This window comes from Acrocarpospora pleiomorpha (genome assembly GCF_009687885.1).
In the GTDB taxonomy this organism is placed as follows: Bacteria; Actinomycetota; Actinomycetes; order Streptosporangiales; family Streptosporangiaceae; genus Acrocarpospora; species Acrocarpospora pleiomorpha.
In genome coordinates this window covers 6511-26942 of record NZ_BLAF01000093.1, presented here as the reverse complement: position 1 = coordinate 26942, position 20432 = coordinate 6511, and the positions used below count along the sequence as shown (strand labels likewise).

Below are 20432 nucleotides of genomic sequence, written 5' to 3'. Positions count from 1 at the left end.
CCAAGGGCGCTCCGCAGTTGCGCCACCGGCTGCCGGATAGCAGGGAACCGTTCCCGAGCCCCTGCGGTCAGGAGCCGCTCCTTCCCCCGCTCCGACAACGCATCGATCACGGTCTCCGCGAAAAGGGAAGACCAGAAGCCCCGCTCCAGGGCGTCCTCCGATTGGGCGGCACGATCCCCTCCAGGAGTCTTGACCAAATATTTGACTTTGTGTTAAATTTGATGTCTAGTGGTCTGGAATGCCCACCCCAAGGGTGGCTGCGTCGACCCGATTCCCCCCAAACCCTTCAGCGGGAAGAGCCAAGTTCTCTAGAGAACTTTGCGCAAGAGCTTGAAAGTTTGCAGAAGCCCCCGATGTCCTGTCTGGCCTCGGCGCAGGCGGCGGCGCGTGCTGGATGGTCCCGGACCCGCAGGTCACGGGTAAATAGCACGATGACAGTCCCCACAGGAGAACCCGTGGAGACGGGCCGGTCGCTGGTTGCATCTGATACGTGGTTGCGCCCGAAGGATTCGGCGCGAAGTGTCTCGGGCACGGCATGATTTGTCATCCACGGGAATCCGATCGGATGCGTACATGGATGAATCGCAGGGTGGTCTGAGCTACGGGATCGGCGCGGTGGCGCGGCGACTCGGGGTGCCCGCGCCTACCCTGCGCACCTGGAATCTCCGCTACGGGATCGGTCCGAGTTCGCGAAGTCCCGGGGGGCATCGGCGTTATGGGGCGCTTGATCTGACCCGGCTGGAGGAGATGAACCGCCTGATCAAGTCGGGGGCGCCGCCGGCGGAGGCCGCGCAGGCGGCGCTTCGAATCCGCTCGGTTCCAGACAAGGCCCAGGAGGACCGGAGCGCGCCAGTGCGGGAGGTGGATCGGCGGGACGTCGGTAAGCCGGTCAGTGAGGGCGCGCGCCCAGAGCGCTCGGTCGAGCAGGAGGCTGGGCGGCTGGCGCGGGCCGCGATGGCGTTGGACAGCTGGTCAGTGGAGGAGGCGGTGGCGTCTGGGCTGGGGCGGTTTGGGGTCACCGAGACGTGGGATCGGCTGGTTCTGCCCTCGTTCGCGGTGATCAGCAGGCGGCAGGCGGCCACGGGGGTGGGGGTCGATGTCGAGCACATGTTCTCCGAGCGGCTCATGGCCGCGTTCACCGCGTTGATCGGGCGGCCGGCGCGGCCGATCAATCCCCGACCGGTCATGCTGGCCTGCGCCGAGGATGAGCAGCACTGCCTGCCGGTGTTCGCGCTGGCCGCCGCCCTGGCGTCGGAGCATTCGGTGGAGGTGCGGGTGCTGGGGGCGCGTACACCGTTCTCGGCGCTGGGGGACGCGATGCGGCGGCTGAATCCCGCCCTCGTCTTTGTCTGGTCGCAGATGGCCGAGACGGGAAATCCGGAGCCGCTGACCCGACTGCCGGTGCTTCGGCCGCCCAGCCCGATCATGACGGGTGGGCCGGGCTGGCGGGAGTTGCCGCCTGACATAGGGCATCTGACCTCGATGAACGAGGCGATCATTCGGATTGTGGGCCTGCTGCGCTGAGCTGTCTCGCGCGGTTGCACGGTTCGTCGCGAGCAGGTATGAATAGGTTTTGAGTAAGTTTCTAGCTAGGGGGGGTCACCATGTCGCTCATGAAGCGGGACGCGGTGACGAAGGGTCACGCGCCGCTCGTGCGGGGCTTCACGACCAGCGTCCGGCCGCGGGTCGCCGTGTCGAGTTGCCTGCTCGGGGCGCCAATCCGGTACTTCGGCGGACACAGGTTCCTCGCCGATGAACTGGATAGGTTCGTCGAGTGGGTGCCTGTCTGTCCGGAGATGGAGGCCGGACTGGGCGCACCTCGGGAGACGCTGCGGCTGGAGCGGGGTGACCGGCTGGTTCAGGGGCGGAGCCGTACCGACGTGACAGAGGCGATCGCGGCGGCGGCCGAGGAGCGGATTCGCACGCTGGACATCGATGGATACGTGTTCAAGGCCCGCAACCCGTCATGCGGATTGCACGGGATTCCCACGTACGCGGGGAATCAAGTGGTGGATCACCAGGGACGCGGACTGTTCGCGGGGAAGATCATGGAGGCTTTCCCGATGGTGCCGGTCGAGGACGAGGCCCGGCTCGACAACGCCGCGCTCCGGGAGGCCTTCATCGAGCGGATCTTCGCCCTTGCCCGCCTGCGCGTGCTCCTGGCAGCCACGTGGCATCCATGTGACCTGGTGAAATTTCATTCGCGCCACATGATGCAACTGCTCGCGCATGACGCGACGGGCTATCAGGAGGCCGGGCGGATCGTGTTCTACACCCGGCGCGGAGACCCCCGGATGGCCTACGCCGAGGTGTTCCAGCGGACGTTCAGCCGACGGGCGAGCATCCGGCGAAACGTCAACGTGCTGCAGCACTGCCTGGGCCTGGTCGGCAACGCGCTGGACGCCGTTCGCCGGGCCGACCTGGCGGAGGCGATCGCGGCCTATGCGCGCAGGCAAGTGCCACTCCACGTGCCCACAGCGATGCTTCTGGAGCGCGCCTGTGGCGAGGAAGCCCGGTATGTGCGCGACCAGACCTACTTCGCGCCGTACCCGTCAGAGCTTCGCGTGCACGATGGCCAGTGATAAGGGCGGCAGGTACAGGTCCGAGCCGGTCAGCGTGGTGCCCTCGTCAGAGGCGAGCAGGACGTGGCCGGGCTCTACGCGGACCGCGACCGGGAAGTGGCCGAGGTTGGCGGCGATTCGCATGGAGCCGCGTTCGATGATCAGCCAGTGGCGGTCGTCGTCGTAGCGGACGTGCACGCGGTCAAGGCGGGGATCGGCCAGGTCGGGGTGGGATTTGCGCAGGGCGATGAGGTCGCGATACCAGCCGAGCAGGGAGGCGGCACCGTCCTCAGTGGGCTCTGACCAGTCGAGTTTTGAGCGGAGGAAGGTGGTTTCGTCCTGAGGGTCGGGGGCCTTCCAGTCGTAGCCGAACGACTCGAACTCGCGGCGGCGGCGCTCGCCCTCTCCGGCGGCCAGGGCGGGGTCGTAATGGTCGGTGAAGAAGTAGAACGGGGTGCCGGCGCCCCACTCCTCGCCCATGAACAACATGGGGGTGAAGGGCGAGGTCAGCAGGAGTCCGGCGGCCAGCCAGAGCTGTTCTGGACTCATCCGGTCGCCGAGCGGCCGGTTGCCGATCTGGTCATGATTCTGGACGCAGCACACGAATCGGTGCCCGGAGACGCCGGTGGCGGGGCGGCCGTGGGAGCGGCCGCGGAACGTGGAGTAGCCGCCGTCATGGAAGTACGCCGAGGTCATCACCTTGGCGACGGCCGCCAGCGAGCCGAAGTCGCCGTAGTACGCGTGGGTTTCGCCGGTGACGGCCGAGTGCAGGGCGTGGTGCACGTCGTCGTTCCAGGTCGCGTCCAGGCCGTACCGGGTGATCAGGCCGGGGTCGTTGAGGTCGGATTCGGCGATGAGGGTGAGCGGGCGGCCAAGCACCGTGGACAGAGCCTCGACCTCGCCGGCGAGCTCTTCGAGGAAGTGCACGGCGCGCTTGTCGTGCAGGGCGTGCACGGCGTCGAGGCGCAGGCCGTCGATGTGGTAGTCGCGCAGCCACTGGAGCGCGTTCTCGATGAAGTAGCGGCGCACCTCGTCGGAGTGCGGCCCGTCCAGATTGACGGCGTCGCCCCAGTACGAGCCCTTGTAGCCGTGCAGGTAAGGCCCGAATTTGGAGAGGTAGTTCCCGCAAGGCCCGAGATGGTTGTAGACGACGTCGAGGATCACGCCCAGGCCCGCCTGATGGCAGGCGTCGACGAGGATCTTGAGGCCGTCTGGGCCGCCGTAGTCCTCGCGTACGGCGTAGAGGTCGACACCGTCGTAGCCCCAGTTCCGGCGGCCGGGCACGGGCGCGACCGGCATCAACTCCACGAAGTCGACACCCAGATCGACCAGGTGCGCCAGCTTGTCGATGACCGCCTCGAAGGTCCCCTCTGGGGTGTACGTCCCGACGTGCAATTCGTAAATAACCGAACCGCGCAGATGGCGGCCCCGCCAGTCCTGGTCGCCCCAGGTGAATCTGGCGTGCTCGTAGACCCGGCTCGGACCTTCCAGACCGTACGGCTGCCGCCGGGTCCGCGGATCGGGAAACGGCCCGGAGCCATCCACGTGGAAGGCGTAATCGACGCCGTGTTCATCCCCCGGCGCCCGCCACCAGCCGTTATCCAGAGACATGTCCCGTCTGATGCCCCCGGATTCCACTTCGACGCGCGTCGCCAGGGGCGCCCAGACTTCGTACATATCTCACCTATTTCCCATAGGGCTTATCGAGTATTCCGCTCCAGGATTGCAACGGGGTAACGGGACAGCAGGTGAGCCATCGGGATCAAGCCGGTGTGCTCGGCGCCGGTCAGCAGGTCCAGCCAGCTGCCGGGCGGCAGGCGCAGGGTCTCGTGCGTCCAGCCGCCGCGGTGCTCCAGCCGGTACGGAAGCCGGGTCGCCACGGCCACCGCCTGATCCCCGCGCGCGAACGCGACCGCGTGCTCCCCGGTGTCGATCGGCAGGTACGGAAGATCCGGCGCCAGCCGCTTCCGCAGCTTCAACGCGGTCGTGGTGACCAGAAGCTTCTGCCCGTCCCAGCTGTCCTCGCCGGTTTTCAGCAGCTCCCGCCGCCGCGCGAAGTCGACCGGCCGGCGGTTGTCGGGGTCGACCAGCGAGAAGTCGGTGATCTCGTTGCCCTGGTAGACGTCGGGCACGCCAGGCATCATCAGCTGGATCACCTTCTGGCCGAGCGAGTTGACGCGCGCGTAGCGGTCCACGACGGCGGTGAAGGACGCGACCGAGTAGCCGCACATCTCGATGGCCCTCGCCGCGAACTCCCGGATCCCGTTCTCGTACCCTTGCTCCCGGTTCTGCCAAGAAATCGAGGTTTTAGCCTCACGCGCCGCTTTAAGGAGATATTTCGTGAAGCGTGAGGGGCTGATGGGCCAGGCCGCCATCAGCGTCTGCCAGCCCAGATAATCAAGCTTCGGGTCGAATCGTACGGCTCCCGCCCACGACTCCACCGCTTCCGCCCACACATCCGGAATTTCCGACAAAACCGCGAGCCGGGCCCGGACGTCCTCGGAGCGTTTCGTGTCATGCGTCGACAATGTCGTCATCGTCGTCGCCCGCATTTCCGTACAGAACGCATGAAATTCGGCCGCCGAAACCCCGAATCGATCAGGCTCCCCGCCCACCTCGTTGAGGCACGCCAGCGGGAACCACCGATACAACGCGGTGTCCTCCACACCCTTCGCCATCACCGGCCCGCACGTCTGCTGGAACCGCGTCACCGCTTCGGCCGGCCCCCGCAACACCAGCTGCGCGACCCTGGCGACCGCCGCAGGATCCGCGTGCCCCGCGGCCTCCCAGGCGGCCGACTGGATTACCCGCGTCGCCTCCTCGTCCTGTGTCTCCCCCGGATTCACGTACGCCCGATACACCGGCATCGCCGCCAGCAACTCCACCAGCGCGTCCCGCAGCCCCGGCTCCCCCAGGCACGCGGCCAGCCGATCCACCTCACCCCGGAAGAACAGGTCGAGCACCATCTTCTTGCCCTCGTACTTGACCGCCTCATAATCGTCCGGCAGCCCCGTGTGCCGGGTGAACGTCCGCACCAGCTTGTCCCGCGACGCCGGATCCACGAACAGCCGGGTCACCATGTTGAGCGCGTCGTAACCCGTCGTCCCGTCGCAGTCCCAGTCGGCCGGCAGCCGCTCCCCGTCCATAAGGATCTTCTCCACCCACAGCGGCCCGGGCGCCCGCTCCCGCAACCGCCGCAGATAGCCGCGCGGATCCGCCAGACCATCCGGATGATCCACCCGCAGCCCGTCGATGACCCCATCCGCCACCAGCGACAACACGACCTCGTGCGTCGCGTCGAAGACCGCCGGATCCTCCGCCCGCAGCCCGATCAGCGACGAAACATCGAAGAACCGCCGATACCCCGGCGAATCCCGCCACGACACCAGCCGGTAGTGCTGTTCCACCAGCAACTCATGCAGCGGCAGCCCCTCGGTCCCGGCCCGGAGCGGGAACTCGTGATCGTGGTAGCGCAGCACGCTCCCGTCCACCACCAGCTCCGGATCGTCCCCCAGCACCGGCAGATCCACCGGCCAGGTCAGATCGAACCAGTTCGCGTACGGCGATTCCGGCCCTTCCCGCAGCACCGACCAGAGCGGCGCGTTCTCCGACTCCGGCGTCGGCACGGTCATGTGGTTGGGCACGATGTCGACGATGATCCCGAGCCCCTGCCCGGCCAGCGCGAGCAGCCCCTTCTGGCCGCCGAACTCGTCACGGACCCGCGAATGGTCGATGACGTCGTAGCCGTGCTGGGACTCGCGCACCGACTGCAGGATCGGCGACAGGTACAGGTGCCCGACGCCCAGTTCGCGCAGGTAGCCCACCAGGTCGGCGAGCTCGCGGAACCCGAACTCGGGCGTCAGCTGGACGCGGTATGTGGACGTCACGGCGGCCTCTCTCACAGCACCCATACTGACCTTTCCGGACCGGCGAAAGCCAGGATCACCCCGGTTCGCGGCGCAACACCCGCACCGACCGCCCGGCCACCGGAACCCCCTCGCCCGCCCGGCACATCCGGGAATCGGTGCTGATGGGCATGGCGGTGTCCAGCTCGGTCGTCCACATCTCGCCGTAATCCTTGGGAATGGTGAACGTGATCACATCGAAGTGCGCGTTGAACAGCAGCAGGAACGAGTCATCGGTGATCCGCCGCCCCCGGCGGTCGGGCTCGGTGATCGCGTCCCCGTTGAGGAAGACGGCCAGCGCCCGGGCGTACCCGTTGCTCCAGTCGCCATCGGTCATCACCGTCCCAGACGGGGTGAACCACACGATGTCGCTGAGCTGATCGTCCGACCCGCGGACCGGCCGCCCGTAGAAGAACCGCCGCCGCCGGAACACCGGGTGTTCCCGCCGCAGCTTGGCCACCCGCCGGGTGAAGTCCAGCAGTAACCAGTTCTCCTCCCAGTCCACCCAGCTGACCTCATTGTCCTGGCAGTAGGCGTTGTTGTTCCCTTGTTGCGTACGCCCGAGTTCGTCCCCATGCGACAACATCGGCACGCCCTGCGAGAGGAACAGCGTCGCCAGGAAGTTCCGCTTCTGCTGCTCCCGCAACTGCGCCACCGGCCCGGTCGCCGGCCCTTCCACCCCACAATTCCAGGACCTGTTGTCGTTGGCGCCGTCCCGATTGTCCTCACCATTGGCCGCGTTGTGTTTCTCGTTGTACGACACGAGATCCTCAAGCGTGAACCCGTCATGACATGTCACGAAATTGATGGAAGCAGCTGGTCTGCGACTGTCGTCCTGATAAAGGTCGCTTGATCCGGTCAGTCGGGACGCGAATTCCGGCAGCCGCGCGGGCTCGCCCCGCCACAGATCCCGGATCGTGTCCCGGTACTGCCCGTTCCATTCCGTCCACCGTGCCGGGAAATTCCCGACCTGGTAGCCCCCTGGCCCCACATCCCACGGCTCCGCGATCAGTTTCACCTGCGACAGCACCGGATCCTGCTGGACCAGGTCGAAGAACGCGCTCAGCCGGTCCACGTCGTGCAGCTCCCGGGCCAGCGACGACGCCAGGTCGAAGCGGAAGCCGTCCACGTGCATCTCCATGACCCAGTACCGCAACGAGTCCATGATCAGCTGCAGCGCGTGCGGCGAGCGCATCAGCAGGCTGTTGCCGGTCCCCGTGGTGTCCATGTAATGCTGCCGGTCGTCCTCGACCAGCCGGTAGTAGTTGCCGTTGTCGATCCCCCGCATGCTCAGCGTCGGCCCCAGATGGTTGCCCTCCGCCGTGTGGTTGTAGACCACGTCGAGGATGACCTCGATGTTCGCCTCGTGCAGGGCCTTGACCATGGCCTTGAACTCCAGCACCTGCCCGCCCCGCTCCCCCGAACTGGAGTAGGCGTGATGCGGCGCGAAGAACCCGATGGTGTTGTATCCCCAGTAGTTCGTCAGCCCGCGCTTCTCCAGCACGTCGTCGCTGACGAACTGGTGAATCGGCATCAACTCGATCGCCGTCACCCCCAGGCTGGTCAGGTGATCGATGATCTCCGGATGCCCGAGCGCCGCGTAGGTCCCCCGGATCCGCTCCGGAATCCGCGGATGATTGATCGTCAGCCCCTTCACATGGGCTTCGTAGATCACCGTGTCGTGATACGGCGTCGCCGGAGGCCGATCATGCCCCCACCCGAAGAACGGATTGATCACCACCGACCGCGGCATGTACGGCGCGGAGTCCTCATCGTTCCGACTGTCCGGCTGCCCGAAGTTGTAGCCGTAGACGGCCTGATCCCACTTGACCGCCCCCTCGATCGCCTTGGCGTACGGATCAAGCAGCAACTTGTGCGGATTACACCGCAACCCCTCCTCCGGCGCGTACGGCCCGTGCACCCGATACCCATACCGCTGCCCCGGCTGCACCCCCGGCAGGTAACAGTGCCACACAAACGCCTCAACCTCGCTCAGCGGAACCCGTTCCTCCCACCCCTCCTCATCGAACAGACAGAGCTCAACCCCATCCGCCACCTCGCTGAACAGCGCAAAGTTCGTCCCCGCCCCGTCATATGTCGCTCCCAGCGGATAGGGATCCCCCGGCCATATTTCTCGCATGCCACCCATCGTCCACGCCATCTCCACTCCCTGCCCAGGCTTCCCGTGTTAAGCCCATGTGTCCCAGGTCACGCTTTGCGGATCGTGTCGAAGGCGCGGGGGATGCGGTGGCCGGTGATGGTGGGGCCGTGGGCGGTCGTGATGGCGGTGAGTTCCATGGCGGCGACCCGGTCGACGTACGCGCCGAAGAGGATGGGGTCGAGCCAGGCATGCCAGGGGCTGAGGGTGGTGGCGAAGTGGTGGAGAGCGTCCAGGTGGTCGTCGGCGGGGAGGTCGCTCGAGTTGACGGTAGGGGTGGGGACGATGGCGCCGAAGCAGTCGGCTGACCAGTAGACGCCGCTGCGGTCGTCGTACAGGCCGAGGGTCGTGGGGGCGTCGTAGAGCGGGGGGCGGACGGCGGTGAGGACGCGGTCGCCGGCGTGGAAGGACTCGCCGTCGGTGATGTGCTGGACGCGGTGGTGAGGGTGGGTGAGCGGGTAGCGGAGGGGGGCGGTCACCAGGGTGGCGTGCGCGCACAGGTCCAGGGCGACGGGCAGGTTGCCGACGTGGTCGGCGTCGTCGTGGCTGATGAAGATCCAGCGGACGTCGGGCGGGTCGACGACGGAGAAGACGTCCTCGAGCCAGTTCTCGCGGTGCGCGGCCGCGCCCGTGTCCACCAGCACCGGTTCCCGGCCCGTGATCACCATGGAGTTGACGTAGCCGAACCCGCCGCCGACCGGGACGAGGCGGGGGATGAGCACGGTGTCAGGGGCGACGCGATGTGGTCCTAGCATGCCGTCCAGCGTCGTCCGTCCGTCTTGGGGGCGTCTTGGCGGCCACTTGCCTACCGGGGCGGGAGCGGCAGACCGGCTCGGCTGGCGAACTCCCTGGCGGCGGAGTGGTGCTGGGCGGCGGCGGCCGGGCGTTTCAGGGTCTCGGCGAGCCGGGCCAGGCACTGGTCGGCGACGGACCAGCCGAGCAGGCGGCCCGCGCTCGGCGCGAAGGACGTGTAGAGCGCCTCGGCGGCTTCGGTGTCGTCGAGGGCGCGGCAGATCTCGCTCACCGCGCCGGGGACGAAACGGTAGGTCAGATCCTCGGCGAGGGCGGCGAACCCATCCCGGGACAGCGCCGTGAAAATCGCCCGTGCCTCCTCGGTCCGGCCCAGGTCGAGCAGGGCCTGGCAGCGCAGGACCGCCCAGAGCGGCTGGCCGTCGCCGCCGTCCAGGACCTCCTCGGCGATGGCCAGCGCCGCGCCGGGGGCGCCGCGCAGGCGGGCGGCCAGGGCGCGCATGAGCAGGGCGCGGAGCTGGGGGCCGTCCCGGCCGAGCGTGCCCTCGGGGTGCGCCCGCACGGCCTCCTCCGCCTGGGCGATCGCCGCGTCCATGTCCCCGGCCAGGTAGGCGCGGATGGCGGCCAGCCAGCCGACCAGCCCGATCAGCGCGGGCTGCCGGAGCCGGACGGCGGTCGCCCCCAGCCGGGCCAGCAGCGGGTCCGCTTCGGCCAGCCGGCCTTCGACGACCAGTTCCACGTAACTGGCCTCGTGCGCCAGCCAGTCGTCCAGCTGATCGCCGGTGGCCCGCGCGGTCTCGATCATGCGCTTGATGATCGCCTCCCGCTCCGCGGGGGTTCCCAGCCGCCGGGAGAGGATCTCGGCGGCGCTCAGCGCGCGCAGCAGCGACCGGTCGTCGAGCGCCTCCTGGACGGCGAGCGCCGCCAGCGCCCGGCTCTCCTGGATGGGCCGGGTGAACGCGCCCATCATCGCGGACGCGGCCAGCAGCTGCGAGCGCCACTGCTCCCCCGCTCCCCGCAGCGCCCGGTCGATCCGGCCGATCAGCGCCTCCGAGGCCGTCCACTCCTCGTAGTACACGGTCCAGACCAGCGGGTCGGAGAGGCCGAGCGCGGCCCGGGCCAGCCGTTCACCGTCCACGAGCGTGTCGGCGAGCTCGACCGCCTCGTCCAGCACGGGCTGCACGCGGGAGTTGAGACCGGCCACCGAGAGCGCCTCGGCCAGTTCGATCAGCAGGTCGCATTTGAGCGCGAGGTCGGTCACCGGCAGCTGGCCGGTGAGTTCGACCGCTTGGGCCAGGTGAGCGGCCGCGTCCTCGTAGGCGAACTGGGCGGTGGCGTGCCGGGCGGCCTGGCGGGCGTACTCGATCGCCTTGGTGGCCATGCCGGCGATGATCAGGCCCTCCCGGTAGTGGTGGGCGAGCTCGGCCAGGTGGGTGCCGCGCCGTTCCAGCACCGCCGCCACCCGGGCGTGCAGCCGGCGGCGGCGCAGCGGGGCCAGCCCGTCCCTGAGCACGTCCCGGACGATGTCGTGGGAGAACGCGTAGCTGAGCGGCGAGCGCTCGGTGAGCAGCCGGGACCGCACCGCCCCGTCCAGCACGTCGAGCACGTCGTCCTGGGGCAGGTCAAGCACGTCGAGCAGCACGCCCAGGTCGGCTTCCCGGCCGAGCAGGGCGGCCACGCTGAGCACGTCGTGCGCGCCGGGCGGCATCGTGGCCAGCCGGCCCCGGAGCACGTCGGCCACGGCGCCGGGAGCCTCCTCGCCGAGGCCGAGGAAGAACGGGTTGCCGCCGGTCCGGCGCAGCTCCTCGGCCGCCTTCGCGGGATCCCGGCCGGAACGGTCCAGATATTCGGCGACCGCTTCCTCGGAGAGCCCGCCAAGGGTGACGCGCTCGACGTGCGGGAGCCGGGACAGCGCGGCCAGGGTGCGGGCCAGCGGTTCGCTCACCTCGGTGTCCCGGTAGGTGGCCAGCACGGTCAGCTCCGGGCACGGCCGGGTGCTGGCCAGGAAGTCGAGCAGCCGCAGCGAGGACGGGTCCGCCCACTGCAGGTCGTCCAGCACGACCAGGACGGGACCGGCGTCGAGCAACCGGGCCACCGCTTCGTAGAGCGGGAACTCGCCGGTCGCGCCGGTGATCTCGGCCAGCTCCCCGCTCTGCCCGGTGAGCGCGCGCAGCGCCTGCGCCCACGGCCAGAACGGCGGCGCCCCGCCACCGTCCCAGCACCGCCCGAAGGCGACACGTCCGGCCGGCTGCCGCGCCGCGTCCTCGACCAGGCTGGTCTTGCCGATGCCGGGTTCACCCGCGACCAGGACCACCCGATGGCCCTGGGCGGCGATGGCGCGGTGCAGGACGGCGGATTCGGCGACGCGGCCGAGCACCGTCGCGGTCGTGACCGTCGCCGAGATGGCGGGGGTGAGCGCGGGATCCTGGGCGAGGATGCGCGACTCCAGGTCGCGGGAGCGGGGGTCGGGGTCGAGGCCCAGCTCGTCCACCAGCAGCCGGCGGCCCTCGGCCAGCGTGGCCAGCGCGTCGGCCTGGCGGCCCGCCTGATAGAGCGCCTGCGCGGCGAGCCGCCTGATCCGTTCCCGTAGCGGGTAGGCGGACATCAGCCGGGTCAGCTCGGGCACCAGCTCGGAGCCCCGGGCCAGCGCGAGGTCCGCTTCGGTGGCGTCCTCAACGATGGAGAGCCGCAGTTCGGCGAGGGCGGCCTGCTCGTCCTTGGCCCAGCGCTGGGTCTCGAACCCGGCCAGCGGCTCGCCGCGCCACTCGCTCAGCGCCAGCCGCAACTCCCTGGCCGCCTTGGCGGGATCCCCGGCCGCGAGCAGCCGCCGCCCCTCGGCGACACGGACGCTCACCCGGCGGCGGTCGAGGTCCTCGTCCGGGATGTCCAGCGCGTACCCTCCTGGCCGGCTCACCAGGATCGACGCCGCGCCTCTGCGGGCGCGGCCGGGTTCCAGCACCCGCCGCAGCTTGGAGATGTACGCCTGGACGGTGTTGAGCGCGCCGGCCGGGGCGTCGTCCTCCCAGAGGGCGTCGATGAGGCGGGACGCGCTCACCGGGCGGGGCGCGGCCAGCAGGCAGAGCGCCAGCACGGCCCGCTGCTGGGCGGGCCCGATGTCCAGAGCGACACCATCCGCGCCGATTACCGAGATCGGCCCCAGCACCCGGAATTCCACGCCGCCGACTCTATCGGGCGCGTCCGAGGAGGCGGCGGGTGCGCGGCTTGGGGGTTTGGGGGGCGGTGCGAAGCCACAGTTGTACGGCCGCGCCGCCGAGAACCGAACGTCCGACCCGGACCGAACCGCCGGTGGATTCGGCCAGGCGGCGGGCGATGTCGAGGCCGAGTCCGGTGGAGCCCGCGCCGCTGTGGCCGCGTTTCAGCGCGCCTTCCGGGTCGGCGATGCCGGGGCCCGCGTCGGCGACCAGGATGCCGACCATGCCGCTGCCCTGGTGCAGGGTGACCGTGAACGGGGTGCGGTGGGGGGTGTGCCGGAAGACGTTGCCGAGGGTGGCGTCGATGACCGCGGTCAGTTCGGTCGCGGCCACCGGCACCAGGGCGGGGGCCTCCGCCCCGATCAGCTCCCACGGGCGGCCCTGGTCCTCGGCCAGCGCCGACCAGAAGACCAGCCGCTCGCGCAGCACCTCGGCGGCGTCGCAGCGCCCGGCGACCGGGCGGGCGGGACGGCGGGCGGTCTCGATGATGGCGTCCACCTCACGTTCGAGCCGGTCCACCTGCTCCGCCGCGGGGCCGTGGTCGCCGAGTTGCAGGCGAAGGGCGGTCAGGGGCGTACGGAGGCGGTGGGACAGGTCGGCGGCCATCTCGCGCTCGGCCGCGAGCAGACCGGCCACCTGGTCGGCCATGGTGTTGAACGCCTGCCCGGCGGCGACCAGTTCGGGCGGGCCGTCGGGCTGGATGCGTACGGACAGGTCGCCGGAGCCGAGCGAGGCCGCGGCGGCGCCCAGCCGCCGGGTCGCCCGGACCACGCGCGCGCCGAGCCGGTCGGCCACCACCACGGATCCGGCCACCAGGGTGATCGCGACCCCGGTCAGCACCGCCCACGAGGTGGCGACGCCCCTGGTCAGATCCGACTCGGGGGCGTACACCTCGATCACCACGGTCCGGCCGCGGTCCAGGGCGACCGGGCGGAGCAGGACGTAGCCGCCGGTCACCCGGATCGTCCGGGAACGGGCTGAGGCGACCGCGTCGGCGGGGGCGCGGGTGCGTCCCACAGTGCCGGTCGGCAGGTGCACGGCCAGCCGACCGGCGGCTCCGGCGGGCGTGCTGGCCAGGGCCCGTTCGAGCCGTTTCGCGTCCACGGTCACCACCAGGGCGGGCACGATCGCGGTGGCCTGCCGTTCGGCCTCGGCCAGGGCCTTGGTCTCGGCGACCTCCTTGACCACGGCGGCCAGCGGGATCAGGAACGCCAGCGCCACCATCGCGGTGACGGCCACCGCGACCAGCGCCAGGCCCCGCCTCACGGCGCGCTGATGCGCACGCCGACTCCCCGAACGGTGTGCAGGTAGCGCGGCTGGGAGGCGCTCTCCCCGAGCTTGCGCCGCAGCCAGGACAGGTGCACGTCGATGGTCTGGTCGTCGCCGTAGGACTGCCGCCACACCTCGGCCAGCAGCTCCTTGCGCGAGACCACCGTGCCGGGCCTGGCGCACAGGTAGGCGAGCAGGTCGAACTCGCGCCGGGTCAGCTCCAGCTGGGCGCCGTCCAGAAAGGCCTCCCGCCGGTCCGGATCCACGCTCAGCCCGCCCACGCGGATCGTTCTGGTGGCGGGGACCGCTCTGGCCCGCCGCAGCAGAGCCTCTAATCGGGCGTTCAGGTGGTCGCCGGAGAACGGTTTGACCAGGTAGTCGTCGGCGCCCGCCCGGAGCAGGCGGATGATCTCGCGTTCGTCGTCGCGGGCGGTGGCCACGATGACCGGCACGTCGGAGATCGCGCGCAGCATCTTGAGCGCTTCCGCGCCGTCCAGGTCGGGCAGGCCGAGGTCGAGGATGACCACGTCGGGCGGGTAGTGGGCGATGTCGCGGAGCGCGTCGAGAGCCCTTCCCGCGCTGCGTACCGCGTGGCTGCGCCCGACCAGATCCCGGATGATCGCCGAACGGACGAACTCGTCGTCCTCCACCACCAGAACGGTCGCCATGGCCCGATACGGTACGGCACATCTAGGCCATAATGCGTGTCTATGCACCTGCCAAGGGCAATCGGGTACACACTCGCCTGGTGCGGCGCGACCGCCCTCGCGGTCACCGTGGCCTGGCTGGGGGTCGGCCAGGTGCTCCACGCCACCGTCCTCGGTGAGGAACCTCTCTCCCCGCTCCTGGTGGCCGCCGCGCCGACCGGCGTCTCCGGCGTGTCCCGGGCGCTCTCGCCGCCGCCCTCCGTCCCGGTTACGGACAAATCCACACCACGGCCGTCGAAGTCCCCGACGCGCCGTCCGACGGCCACTCCCCAGCCGGTACGACCCACCAAATCGGCCCCCGAAACGACCCAGCCCCGCCCGAAGGCCTCGCAATCCACCCCCACCCCCACGGCCCCGGGGGAAGTGCTGCACACGTTCACCTTGAGGGGCGGGCGGGCGACGATCGCCGTGCGGGAACAGGACTGCCGGATGGTGTCGGCCACACCCGCCGACGGCTACGAGTTGAAGGTGTGGGAGGAATCGCACTGGCTGCGAATCACGTTCCTGCAAGGCACCAAGGAGTCGTCGGCCTTCTGCACATGGAACGCCCTGCCCCCACGCCTGGACACCTACGAAAACTGACCAAGCTGAGGGCTCTGGCGATAACCAACCGAGCCCGGACGACCCTCGCGAAAGCCAACCGAGCCCGGACGACCCTCGCGAGAACTGGCCGAACCCGGGCAACCCTCGCGAGAACTGGCCGAACCCGGGCGACCCTCGCGAGAGCTGGCCGAGCCGCAGAGCGACAGCGAGAACCAGCCGAGCTGCGGCGGCCTTTGGGGCGAAACGCTACTTCTTCAGTTGGGACAGGTACTTCTTCATTTCCTTGAGTTCGGCCTCCTGGGTGACCAGGATTCCCCCGGCCAGGGCCTTGGCGTCCGCGTGTGCGCCCTGCTCCTGCTCGCTCCTGGCCAGAGCCAGCGTGCCCTCGTGGTGGTCGATCATCAGCGTGATGAACATCCGGTCGAAAGCGGCACCCGAGGCGGCGGCGAGTTCGGTCATCTTGGCCTGGGTGACACCGCCGGGAAGTTTCTGGTCGCGGGGCAGCGGCTGCTCCCCCCAAGTGTCAAGCAAGCCCTTGAGAACACGGATCTCGGGCTCCCGCTGGCTCCTTACGCGCCCGGCCAGATCCCTGACCCACATGTCATGGGCCCGGGTGCCCGCCAGCTGGGTCAGGTCGAGAGCCTGCAGGTGGTGCGGGATCATCGAAGCCGCGAAAGTGACGTCGGCGTCGTTGTAGCCCTTCTCCGGGGTCGGCACAGCCGACGGCTCAGCTGCGGGGCTGCTGGCCTCCGGAGAAGCGCTCGGCACCGGCGAGGGCGACGGAGATGCCACAGCCGAGGACGTCTCAGCACTGGCCGAAGGGCTGGCGGGCGCCGCCTCGGGGGTCTCCTGACTGCACGCGGTGAGCACGGCCATCGTCGCCAGAAGGGGTACGGCGATCCGCCTGAAGGTCGTCATGACGCTGGACCTTACCGAAACCTGGATAAGTCCGAGCTCAGACGGATCAGCTGGGCGATATGTCCCTACGCCCTCCGGGAGCTCCCACGAAAACGAGGTTTCGCCATCGTGGGAGCCCTGCCTGAGGGTGTCACCGGGTTGCGCGCCGTTATCCGGCGCCGTTTACGCCCGCGACACTTCTCGCCGTACCGGCGCCAAGAGGTGCGGCGATATTCAGCTGCCGGTTCCAGAACCTCCATCCCGGCCAATCACGACGGGCGGTTCATGGACTCCCGCCCGGACGATCACGACCGATGGTTCCAGAACCCCCGCCCGAACGATCACAACCAATGGTTCCAGAACCCCCGCCCGAACGATCACAACCGATGGTTCCAGAACCCCCGCCCGAACGATCACGACCGGTGGTTCATGAGCTTCCCGTTCGGCCGATTACGACGACCGGGTCGTTGCCTTTGGGGTCGAAGATGACGCCGAGGAAGGTGCCGTCGTGGGTGGTGAAGTCGACGGCGAAGGTTTCGCCTACTGGGCGTTCGGTGACGCGCCAGTCGGGGCCCATGCGCTCGCGGACCGCGCCGAAGACGATGTCGGAAATGTCGGGTAGGGCGCTGTGGACGTGGACGACGTAGCTGTGCCGGACCGAGGTCGGTGCGGTGCTGTCGTCCCCGGGTTCCCAGTAAGGGTCACACTCCTCGACCTCGTCCAGTTGCACCTCGGCGTGACCGCCGAATTGCTTGACCACCTCGTCCACCAGTCGGCGAAGCAGGTCACCGTCCACGGGCTACCTCCATCCTCAGGTTCGGCAGGTTCGGGTTGAGCCGCTTCGCCCGGGCCAGGCTACGGGCCGCGTCCGCGTTCCGGCCCAGTGCGCGCTCGATCTTGGACCGGTGGAAGGCGGCCAGCGCGGTGTCGTCGCGGGCGTGGGCGATCGCCTCCCGGCTCCGCCCGGCCCGGTGCAGCGCCCACGCGTAGGCTTCGGCCACCTCGCCGGTAGGCCGCCGGGCGAACTCCCTGGCCAGGTGGGTCACGGCCGCCGCCGGATCGCCGTGATCGGCCTCGAACCGCCCGGCGGTCAGATCACCGGCCACCCCGCCGGCGGCGAACAGCTTGAACGCCCACCGCAAGACCCGGAACTGCGTCTCGGCCTCGGTCTTCCGGCCGAGGGACTGGAGCAGCTCGCCGTACTCGATGAGGGTCTGCGGCTCGGGGTTGCGGCCGACCGCGGTGGCGTACGCGCGCACGGCCTCGACGCGCCGGCCGATCGAGGCCAGCGCGCGGGCCCGGCCGGCCAGCGCGGCCGGGTAGCCGGGCCAGGCGGCCAGCGCCTGCTCGTAGGCCCGCAGCGAGGGCCGGCCGGTCTGCCAGGCCAGCTCGCCCCGGCGGCAGTGGACGTCGGCGATGTCGGCGGACCCGGCCGCGGCGTCCAGGGCCAGTTTGAGCGCGTGCGCGGCGCGCGGGAACTCCTTCTTGATCCGGAAGAGGTGCGCGGCCCGGGTGAAGGAGGCCACGCCCGGCTTGGCGTCCAGCATGGTCTGCAGCGAGGTCTGGGCCTTGGTCAGGTCGCCGAGCTGGACGTAGGCGTCGGAGAGCAGGCCGTGGGCGAGCGGGTTGGCCGGGTTCGCGGCGGCGGCCTTGAGCGCCCAGTCCCGGGACCCGGTGAACTCGTGCCTGGCCCCGGTCAGCGCGGCCATCCCGACCAGGGCGGTGTCGTTGCCGCCCGGCCGCAGGCGGAGCGACTCGCGCAGCGCGCCCTCCGCCTTCGGGTAGTAGGCCGGGTTGGCGGTGAGCCGGGCCTGCTCGACGTAGCCGAGGCCGAGTTCGGCCCAGACGGTGGCGTCCTGCGGCGCCTGCTTGAGATAGCGCTGGTCGGCCTCGATCCGCCCGGCCAGGTCGAAGGCGAACGTGCGGACGGGGGGCGGGCCGGGTTCCCGGTCGGCCCCGGCGAACAGGACCAGCGCGACGGCCACGAGCGCGGCCGCCGCCAGCAGGGGCGGCGCGGCGCGTTTCATCGCCGCGTCCGGTTGACCGAGGCGCGGATGTCGGGCGTCGCCAGGTACGGGAAGCTGTCGGTGATCCGCTTGGCGGGACCGGTGATCGGGCTCAGCCAGGTCGGCAGCAGCGTGCCCCGGCCCGCGGGTTCGCCCATCGCCATCCGGATGAACGCCACGGTGACGTTGTCGGTGAGCCGCCGCCCGTTCGGCCAGCCCTGCGGGTCACCGCCGATCAGCCCGTACTGGTTGGGTTTCGGGGTGACCGGGGTCATCATGTTCAGCCGGGTCATCTCCGCGGGCACGATCTTGGTCCGGTCGGCGTCCCGGTTGAGCATGTGCGAGGTCAGATCCATCTTGATCGGCCCGGTGGACTTGGCGATGCCGGTGAGGAACACCTGCTCCAGATCGATCCGCGGCTCCTTCGGCGGCAGCGCGAGCAACCCGGGCGCGAGCAGCTTGGACGCGTACGGATGGTGCACCGCCTTGATCATCGCCGACCACTTGTGATCGGTCTGCGGCGAGGAGGCGTTGTGATAGGCATCCCGCAGCAGATGCGGCATCAGGCTGTCCCCGAACATGGAAAGCCCCTGCCGGGACACCTGCCGATAGGGCTTCGCCGCCTTGTCCAGCAGGTTGAGCGAGCGCCGCGACGAGGTCGCCCAGATCCCCACCACCGGGTTGCGCTGCACGTCCCCGCCCAGCGCCAGCTCCGATTTCGGCACCTGGATCGCGATCGAGTGCACGTTGAACGGCGTGGAGAAGCCGACCGGCGGCGCGACCGGCAGCCCCACCCTGGTCAGCGCGATGGCCCGGAAGTCGACGAAGAACGGGTCCTTGACCTGCCCGGAGAAGGTCTGCCCGCCGCCGGGCAGCGGCACGATCGCCCGCTTCCACTTCTCCGCGAACTTCGGCTCGACGCTGTACGGCCCGACGGGCGCGTTCGCCAGCAACATCTTCGGCCGCTGCCCGGGACGAATGACTTCCAACCGGTAGGTCTGGGGAAACAACGTCTTGCACCGCACGTTCCCCGCGCACGGCTTCGCCACCCGCCCGGCATTCGGATCAGTGGCCTCCGGCGTGTACGGATACACCCCCGGCGGCTGCTCCCCACTCCCGGCACCCCCGGCATACGCGCTCAAATTGTCCCCACCCTGCGGCAGCGGCTTCCCGAAGTCCGGATAGACGCCGCTCGGCTTGGCCTTCGGATCGCCGGACCCGTCGCCGTTGCGAAACCACCACCGGTAGGTCAGCTCGGGCCTGCCGTCCCCGGTGCTGTCGAAGTGCAGGTCGTAGAAGCCCTGGGTGGCGAAGCGGTACCAGGGCAGCGGCGCGATCGGCAGTTCGAACGGCACGTAGTTCCAGATCACCGTGACCGTGTCGGGGCGGTCGGGGCTGGTGAACGCGTACAGGTCGGTCACGTCCATCTGCGGGTCGAGAATCTGGGTCGGGGCGTCGACACGGTTGGACGCCAGCCCGGGGGACGTGCCGGGACCCGCCAGGAAGCCCGCGGCGAGCATCGAGCCCCCGACTCCCACGACCGCGATCCGCTTCGAGGCCTGATTCATGATTTTCCTCATCGAGATATGCCAGATTTTCATTATCACGATGTGTAACGATTTCGATTACACAGAGCGATCAGTGGTGATCGTCCCCCCTTCCGCTGACGGCAATCGGGGACGGATATGAAAGATCAGGTACATACACTCCACCGGCGGGACGCGCCCCGCCCGGGCGTGGCCGCGGCCCTGCCGACCAGCACCGGCACCGCGCACGCGCAGGACGTCGACGAGGCCGACTACGTGATCATCGGCTCCGGACCCGGCGGCGCCGCACCACCCACAACGCGATGATCACGATGGCCGCCGACCCGCACGACTGGGCCCACATCCAGCACCTCACCGCGGACTACCTCCTGGGCGCTCACCTGTCTGGCAGGGCGCGTCGGTGTTCGGGGCGGCGGGCTTCACGCCGTACTCGACCAACGGGGTGCTCGGCGGCATCAAGCGCAGGTACGGCACCGGCGCCCGCCCGGAGCCGTTCGTCTTCGGCGGGCCCGTCGACTTCCGCGGCCACAAGCCCGGCTTCGGCCCGCCCGGCTACGCCAAGGACCGCTTCACCTGGCTGGTCCTGAAGGGCTATGCCGACTCCCGCACCGGCACGGTACGGCTCCGCTCCGCCGCCCGCCGCTGATCAACTTCCGCAAGTTCGACGACGGTCCCTCTCCGAGAAGGCAGCGCCGACATCATCGCCGAGGGCTCGGTATCCAGTGTCACGCTGACGGTGGTAACGCGTGAATCAGTAAACTTGGACCGGCCGCACGCCTTGGGCGGCGGGCGCAGGCGGGTAGCCGGTGGTCTCGTTGCCCTGGCCTCCGGCGGCCACCACGGCCCTGCCGAGCCCCCCAGCGCCCAGACCCCCGCC

The 20432-nt window shown here is 69.7% G+C and carries 16 protein-coding genes; 5 read left to right on the top strand and 11 right to left on the bottom strand.

What is annotated here, in order from left to right:
* Positions 1 to 573 precede the first annotated feature (573 nt).
* Together Aple_RS47405 and Aple_RS47400 are read left to right on the top strand one after the other, a co-directional pair.
* Entirely contained in the window at positions 574 to 1524 is a 951-nt protein-coding gene (locus Aple_RS47405) for a MerR family transcriptional regulator (protein WP_155351366.1), read from the top strand.
* 89 nt (positions 1525 to 1613) lie between these two features.
* A complete protein-coding gene (locus tag Aple_RS47400; RefSeq protein ID WP_155351365.1) occupies positions 1614 to 2582 on the top strand; it encodes a YbgA family protein in 969 nt (322 codons plus the stop codon).
* On the opposite strand, the gene treZ is transcribed toward Aple_RS47400, so the two are convergent.
* The 7 genes from treZ to Aple_RS47365 form a co-directional block, all read right to left on the bottom strand.
* On the bottom strand, positions 2553 to 4238 hold the full coding sequence (gene treZ, locus Aple_RS47395; RefSeq protein ID WP_155351364.1) for a malto-oligosyltrehalose trehalohydrolase: 1686 nt from the start codon (positions 4236 to 4238) through the stop codon (positions 2553 to 2555). The two genes, Aple_RS47400 and treZ, sit on opposite strands and share 30 nt — an antisense overlap.
* Positions 4239 to 4261: 23 nt before the next feature.
* Entirely contained in the window at positions 4262 to 6448 is a 2187-nt protein-coding gene (gene treY, locus Aple_RS47390; protein ID WP_308805554.1) for a malto-oligosyltrehalose synthase, read from the bottom strand.
* 55 nt (positions 6449 to 6503) lie between these two features.
* Positions 6504 to 8606: a glycogen debranching protein GlgX gene (glgX, locus tag Aple_RS47385; RefSeq protein WP_155351362.1), complete on the bottom strand. Its 2103-nt coding sequence runs from the start codon at positions 8604 to 8606 to the stop codon at positions 6504 to 6506.
* Between the two features lie 68 nt (positions 8607 to 8674).
* On the bottom strand, positions 8675 to 9379 hold the full coding sequence (locus Aple_RS47380) for an oxygen-binding di-iron domain-containing protein (protein WP_155351361.1): 705 nt from the start codon (positions 9377 to 9379) through the stop codon (positions 8675 to 8677).
* A 50-nt stretch (positions 9380 to 9429) separates the two neighbouring features.
* Positions 9430 to 12549 carry an ATP-binding protein gene (locus Aple_RS47375; protein ID WP_155351360.1) on the bottom strand — a complete coding sequence of 1040 codons (3120 nt, stop codon included), beginning with the start codon at positions 12547 to 12549 and terminating at the stop codon, positions 9430 to 9432.
* Between the two features lie 10 nt (positions 12550 to 12559).
* On the bottom strand, positions 12560 to 13852 hold the full coding sequence (locus Aple_RS47370; RefSeq protein WP_174889985.1) for a HAMP domain-containing sensor histidine kinase: 1293 nt from the start codon (positions 13850 to 13852) through the stop codon (positions 12560 to 12562).
* The gene (locus tag Aple_RS47365) at positions 13849 to 14523 is read right to left on the bottom strand and encodes a response regulator transcription factor (protein WP_155351359.1); all 675 of its coding nucleotides are present in this window, start codon (positions 14521 to 14523) and stop codon (positions 13849 to 13851) included. Before Aple_RS47365 ends, Aple_RS47370 begins: the two co-directional genes overlap by 4 nt.
* A 42-nt stretch (positions 14524 to 14565) precedes the next feature.
* Here Aple_RS47365 and Aple_RS47360 point away from each other — a divergent pair, with 42 nt between their 5' ends.
* A complete protein-coding gene (locus Aple_RS47360) occupies positions 14566 to 15144 on the top strand; it encodes a hypothetical protein (RefSeq protein ID WP_155351358.1) in 579 nt (192 codons plus the stop codon).
* Between the two features lie 207 nt (positions 15145 to 15351).
* Here the strand turns inward: Aple_RS47360 and Aple_RS47355 are convergent, their stop codons facing one another.
* The 4 genes from Aple_RS47355 to Aple_RS47340 form a co-directional block, all read right to left on the bottom strand.
* The gene (locus tag Aple_RS47355; protein ID WP_155351357.1) at positions 15352 to 16023 is read right to left on the bottom strand and encodes a DUF305 domain-containing protein; all 672 of its coding nucleotides are present in this window, start codon (positions 16021 to 16023) and stop codon (positions 15352 to 15354) included.
* Positions 16024 to 16429: 406 nt separating this feature from the next.
* Positions 16430 to 16798, bottom strand: coding sequence for a hypothetical protein (locus Aple_RS47350; RefSeq protein ID WP_155351356.1), 369 nt, complete (start codon positions 16796 to 16798; stop codon positions 16430 to 16432).
* The gene (locus Aple_RS47345) at positions 16788 to 18029 is read right to left on the bottom strand and encodes a tetratricopeptide repeat protein (RefSeq protein ID WP_155351355.1); all 1242 of its coding nucleotides are present in this window, start codon (positions 18027 to 18029) and stop codon (positions 16788 to 16790) included. Before Aple_RS47345 ends, Aple_RS47350 begins: the two co-directional genes overlap by 11 nt.
* Positions 18026 to 19576 carry a DUF4331 domain-containing protein gene (locus Aple_RS47340; protein ID WP_170322028.1) on the bottom strand — a complete coding sequence of 517 codons (1551 nt, stop codon included), beginning with the start codon at positions 19574 to 19576 and terminating at the stop codon, positions 18026 to 18028. The genes Aple_RS47345 and Aple_RS47340 overlap by 4 nt, the downstream gene beginning before the upstream one ends.
* Before the next feature lie 117 nt (positions 19577 to 19693).
* On the opposite strand from Aple_RS47340, the gene Aple_RS47335 reads away from it, so the two are divergent.
* Positions 19694 to 19861, top strand: coding sequence for a hypothetical protein (locus tag Aple_RS47335; protein WP_155351353.1), 168 nt, complete (start codon positions 19694 to 19696; stop codon positions 19859 to 19861).
* Between the two features lie 94 nt (positions 19862 to 19955).
* Positions 19956 to 20201 (top strand): hypothetical protein, encoded by a 246-nt coding sequence (locus Aple_RS47330; protein WP_155351352.1) that lies wholly within the window; start codon positions 19956 to 19958, stop codon positions 20199 to 20201.
* Positions 20202 to 20432: the final 231 nt, after the last annotated feature.

Coding starts and splice junctions, on each gene's coding strand:
- Aple_RS47405 (WP_155351366.1), top strand. CDS start 574: ATGGATGAATCGCAGGGTGGTCTGAGCTACGGGATCGGCGCGGTGGCG.
- Aple_RS47335 (WP_155351353.1), top strand. CDS start 19,694: ATGAAAGATCAGGTACATACACTCCACCGGCGGGACGCGCCCCGCCCG.
- Aple_RS47340 (WP_170322028.1), bottom strand. CDS start 19,576: ATGAATCAGGCCTCGAAGCGGATCGCGGTCGTGGGAGTCGGGGGCTCG.
- Aple_RS47360 (WP_155351358.1), top strand. CDS start 14,566: ATGCACCTGCCAAGGGCAATCGGGTACACACTCGCCTGGTGCGGCGCG.
- Aple_RS47400 (WP_155351365.1), top strand. CDS start 1,614: ATGAAGCGGGACGCGGTGACGAAGGGTCACGCGCCGCTCGTGCGGGGC.
- glgX (WP_155351362.1), bottom strand. CDS start 8,606: ATGCGAGAAATATGGCCGGGGGATCCCTATCCGCTGGGAGCGACATAT.
- Aple_RS47345 (WP_155351355.1), bottom strand. CDS start 18,029: ATGAAACGCGCCGCGCCGCCCCTGCTGGCGGCGGCCGCGCTCGTGGCC.
- Aple_RS47380 (WP_155351361.1), bottom strand. CDS start 9,379: ATGCTAGGACCACATCGCGTCGCCCCTGACACCGTGCTCATCCCCCGC.
- Aple_RS47355 (WP_155351357.1), bottom strand. CDS start 16,023: ATGACGACCTTCAGGCGGATCGCCGTACCCCTTCTGGCGACGATGGCC.
- treZ (WP_155351364.1), bottom strand. CDS start 4,238: ATGTACGAAGTCTGGGCGCCCCTGGCGACGCGCGTCGAAGTGGAATCC.
- Aple_RS47365 (WP_155351359.1), bottom strand. CDS start 14,523: ATGGCGACCGTTCTGGTGGTGGAGGACGACGAGTTCGTCCGTTCGGCG.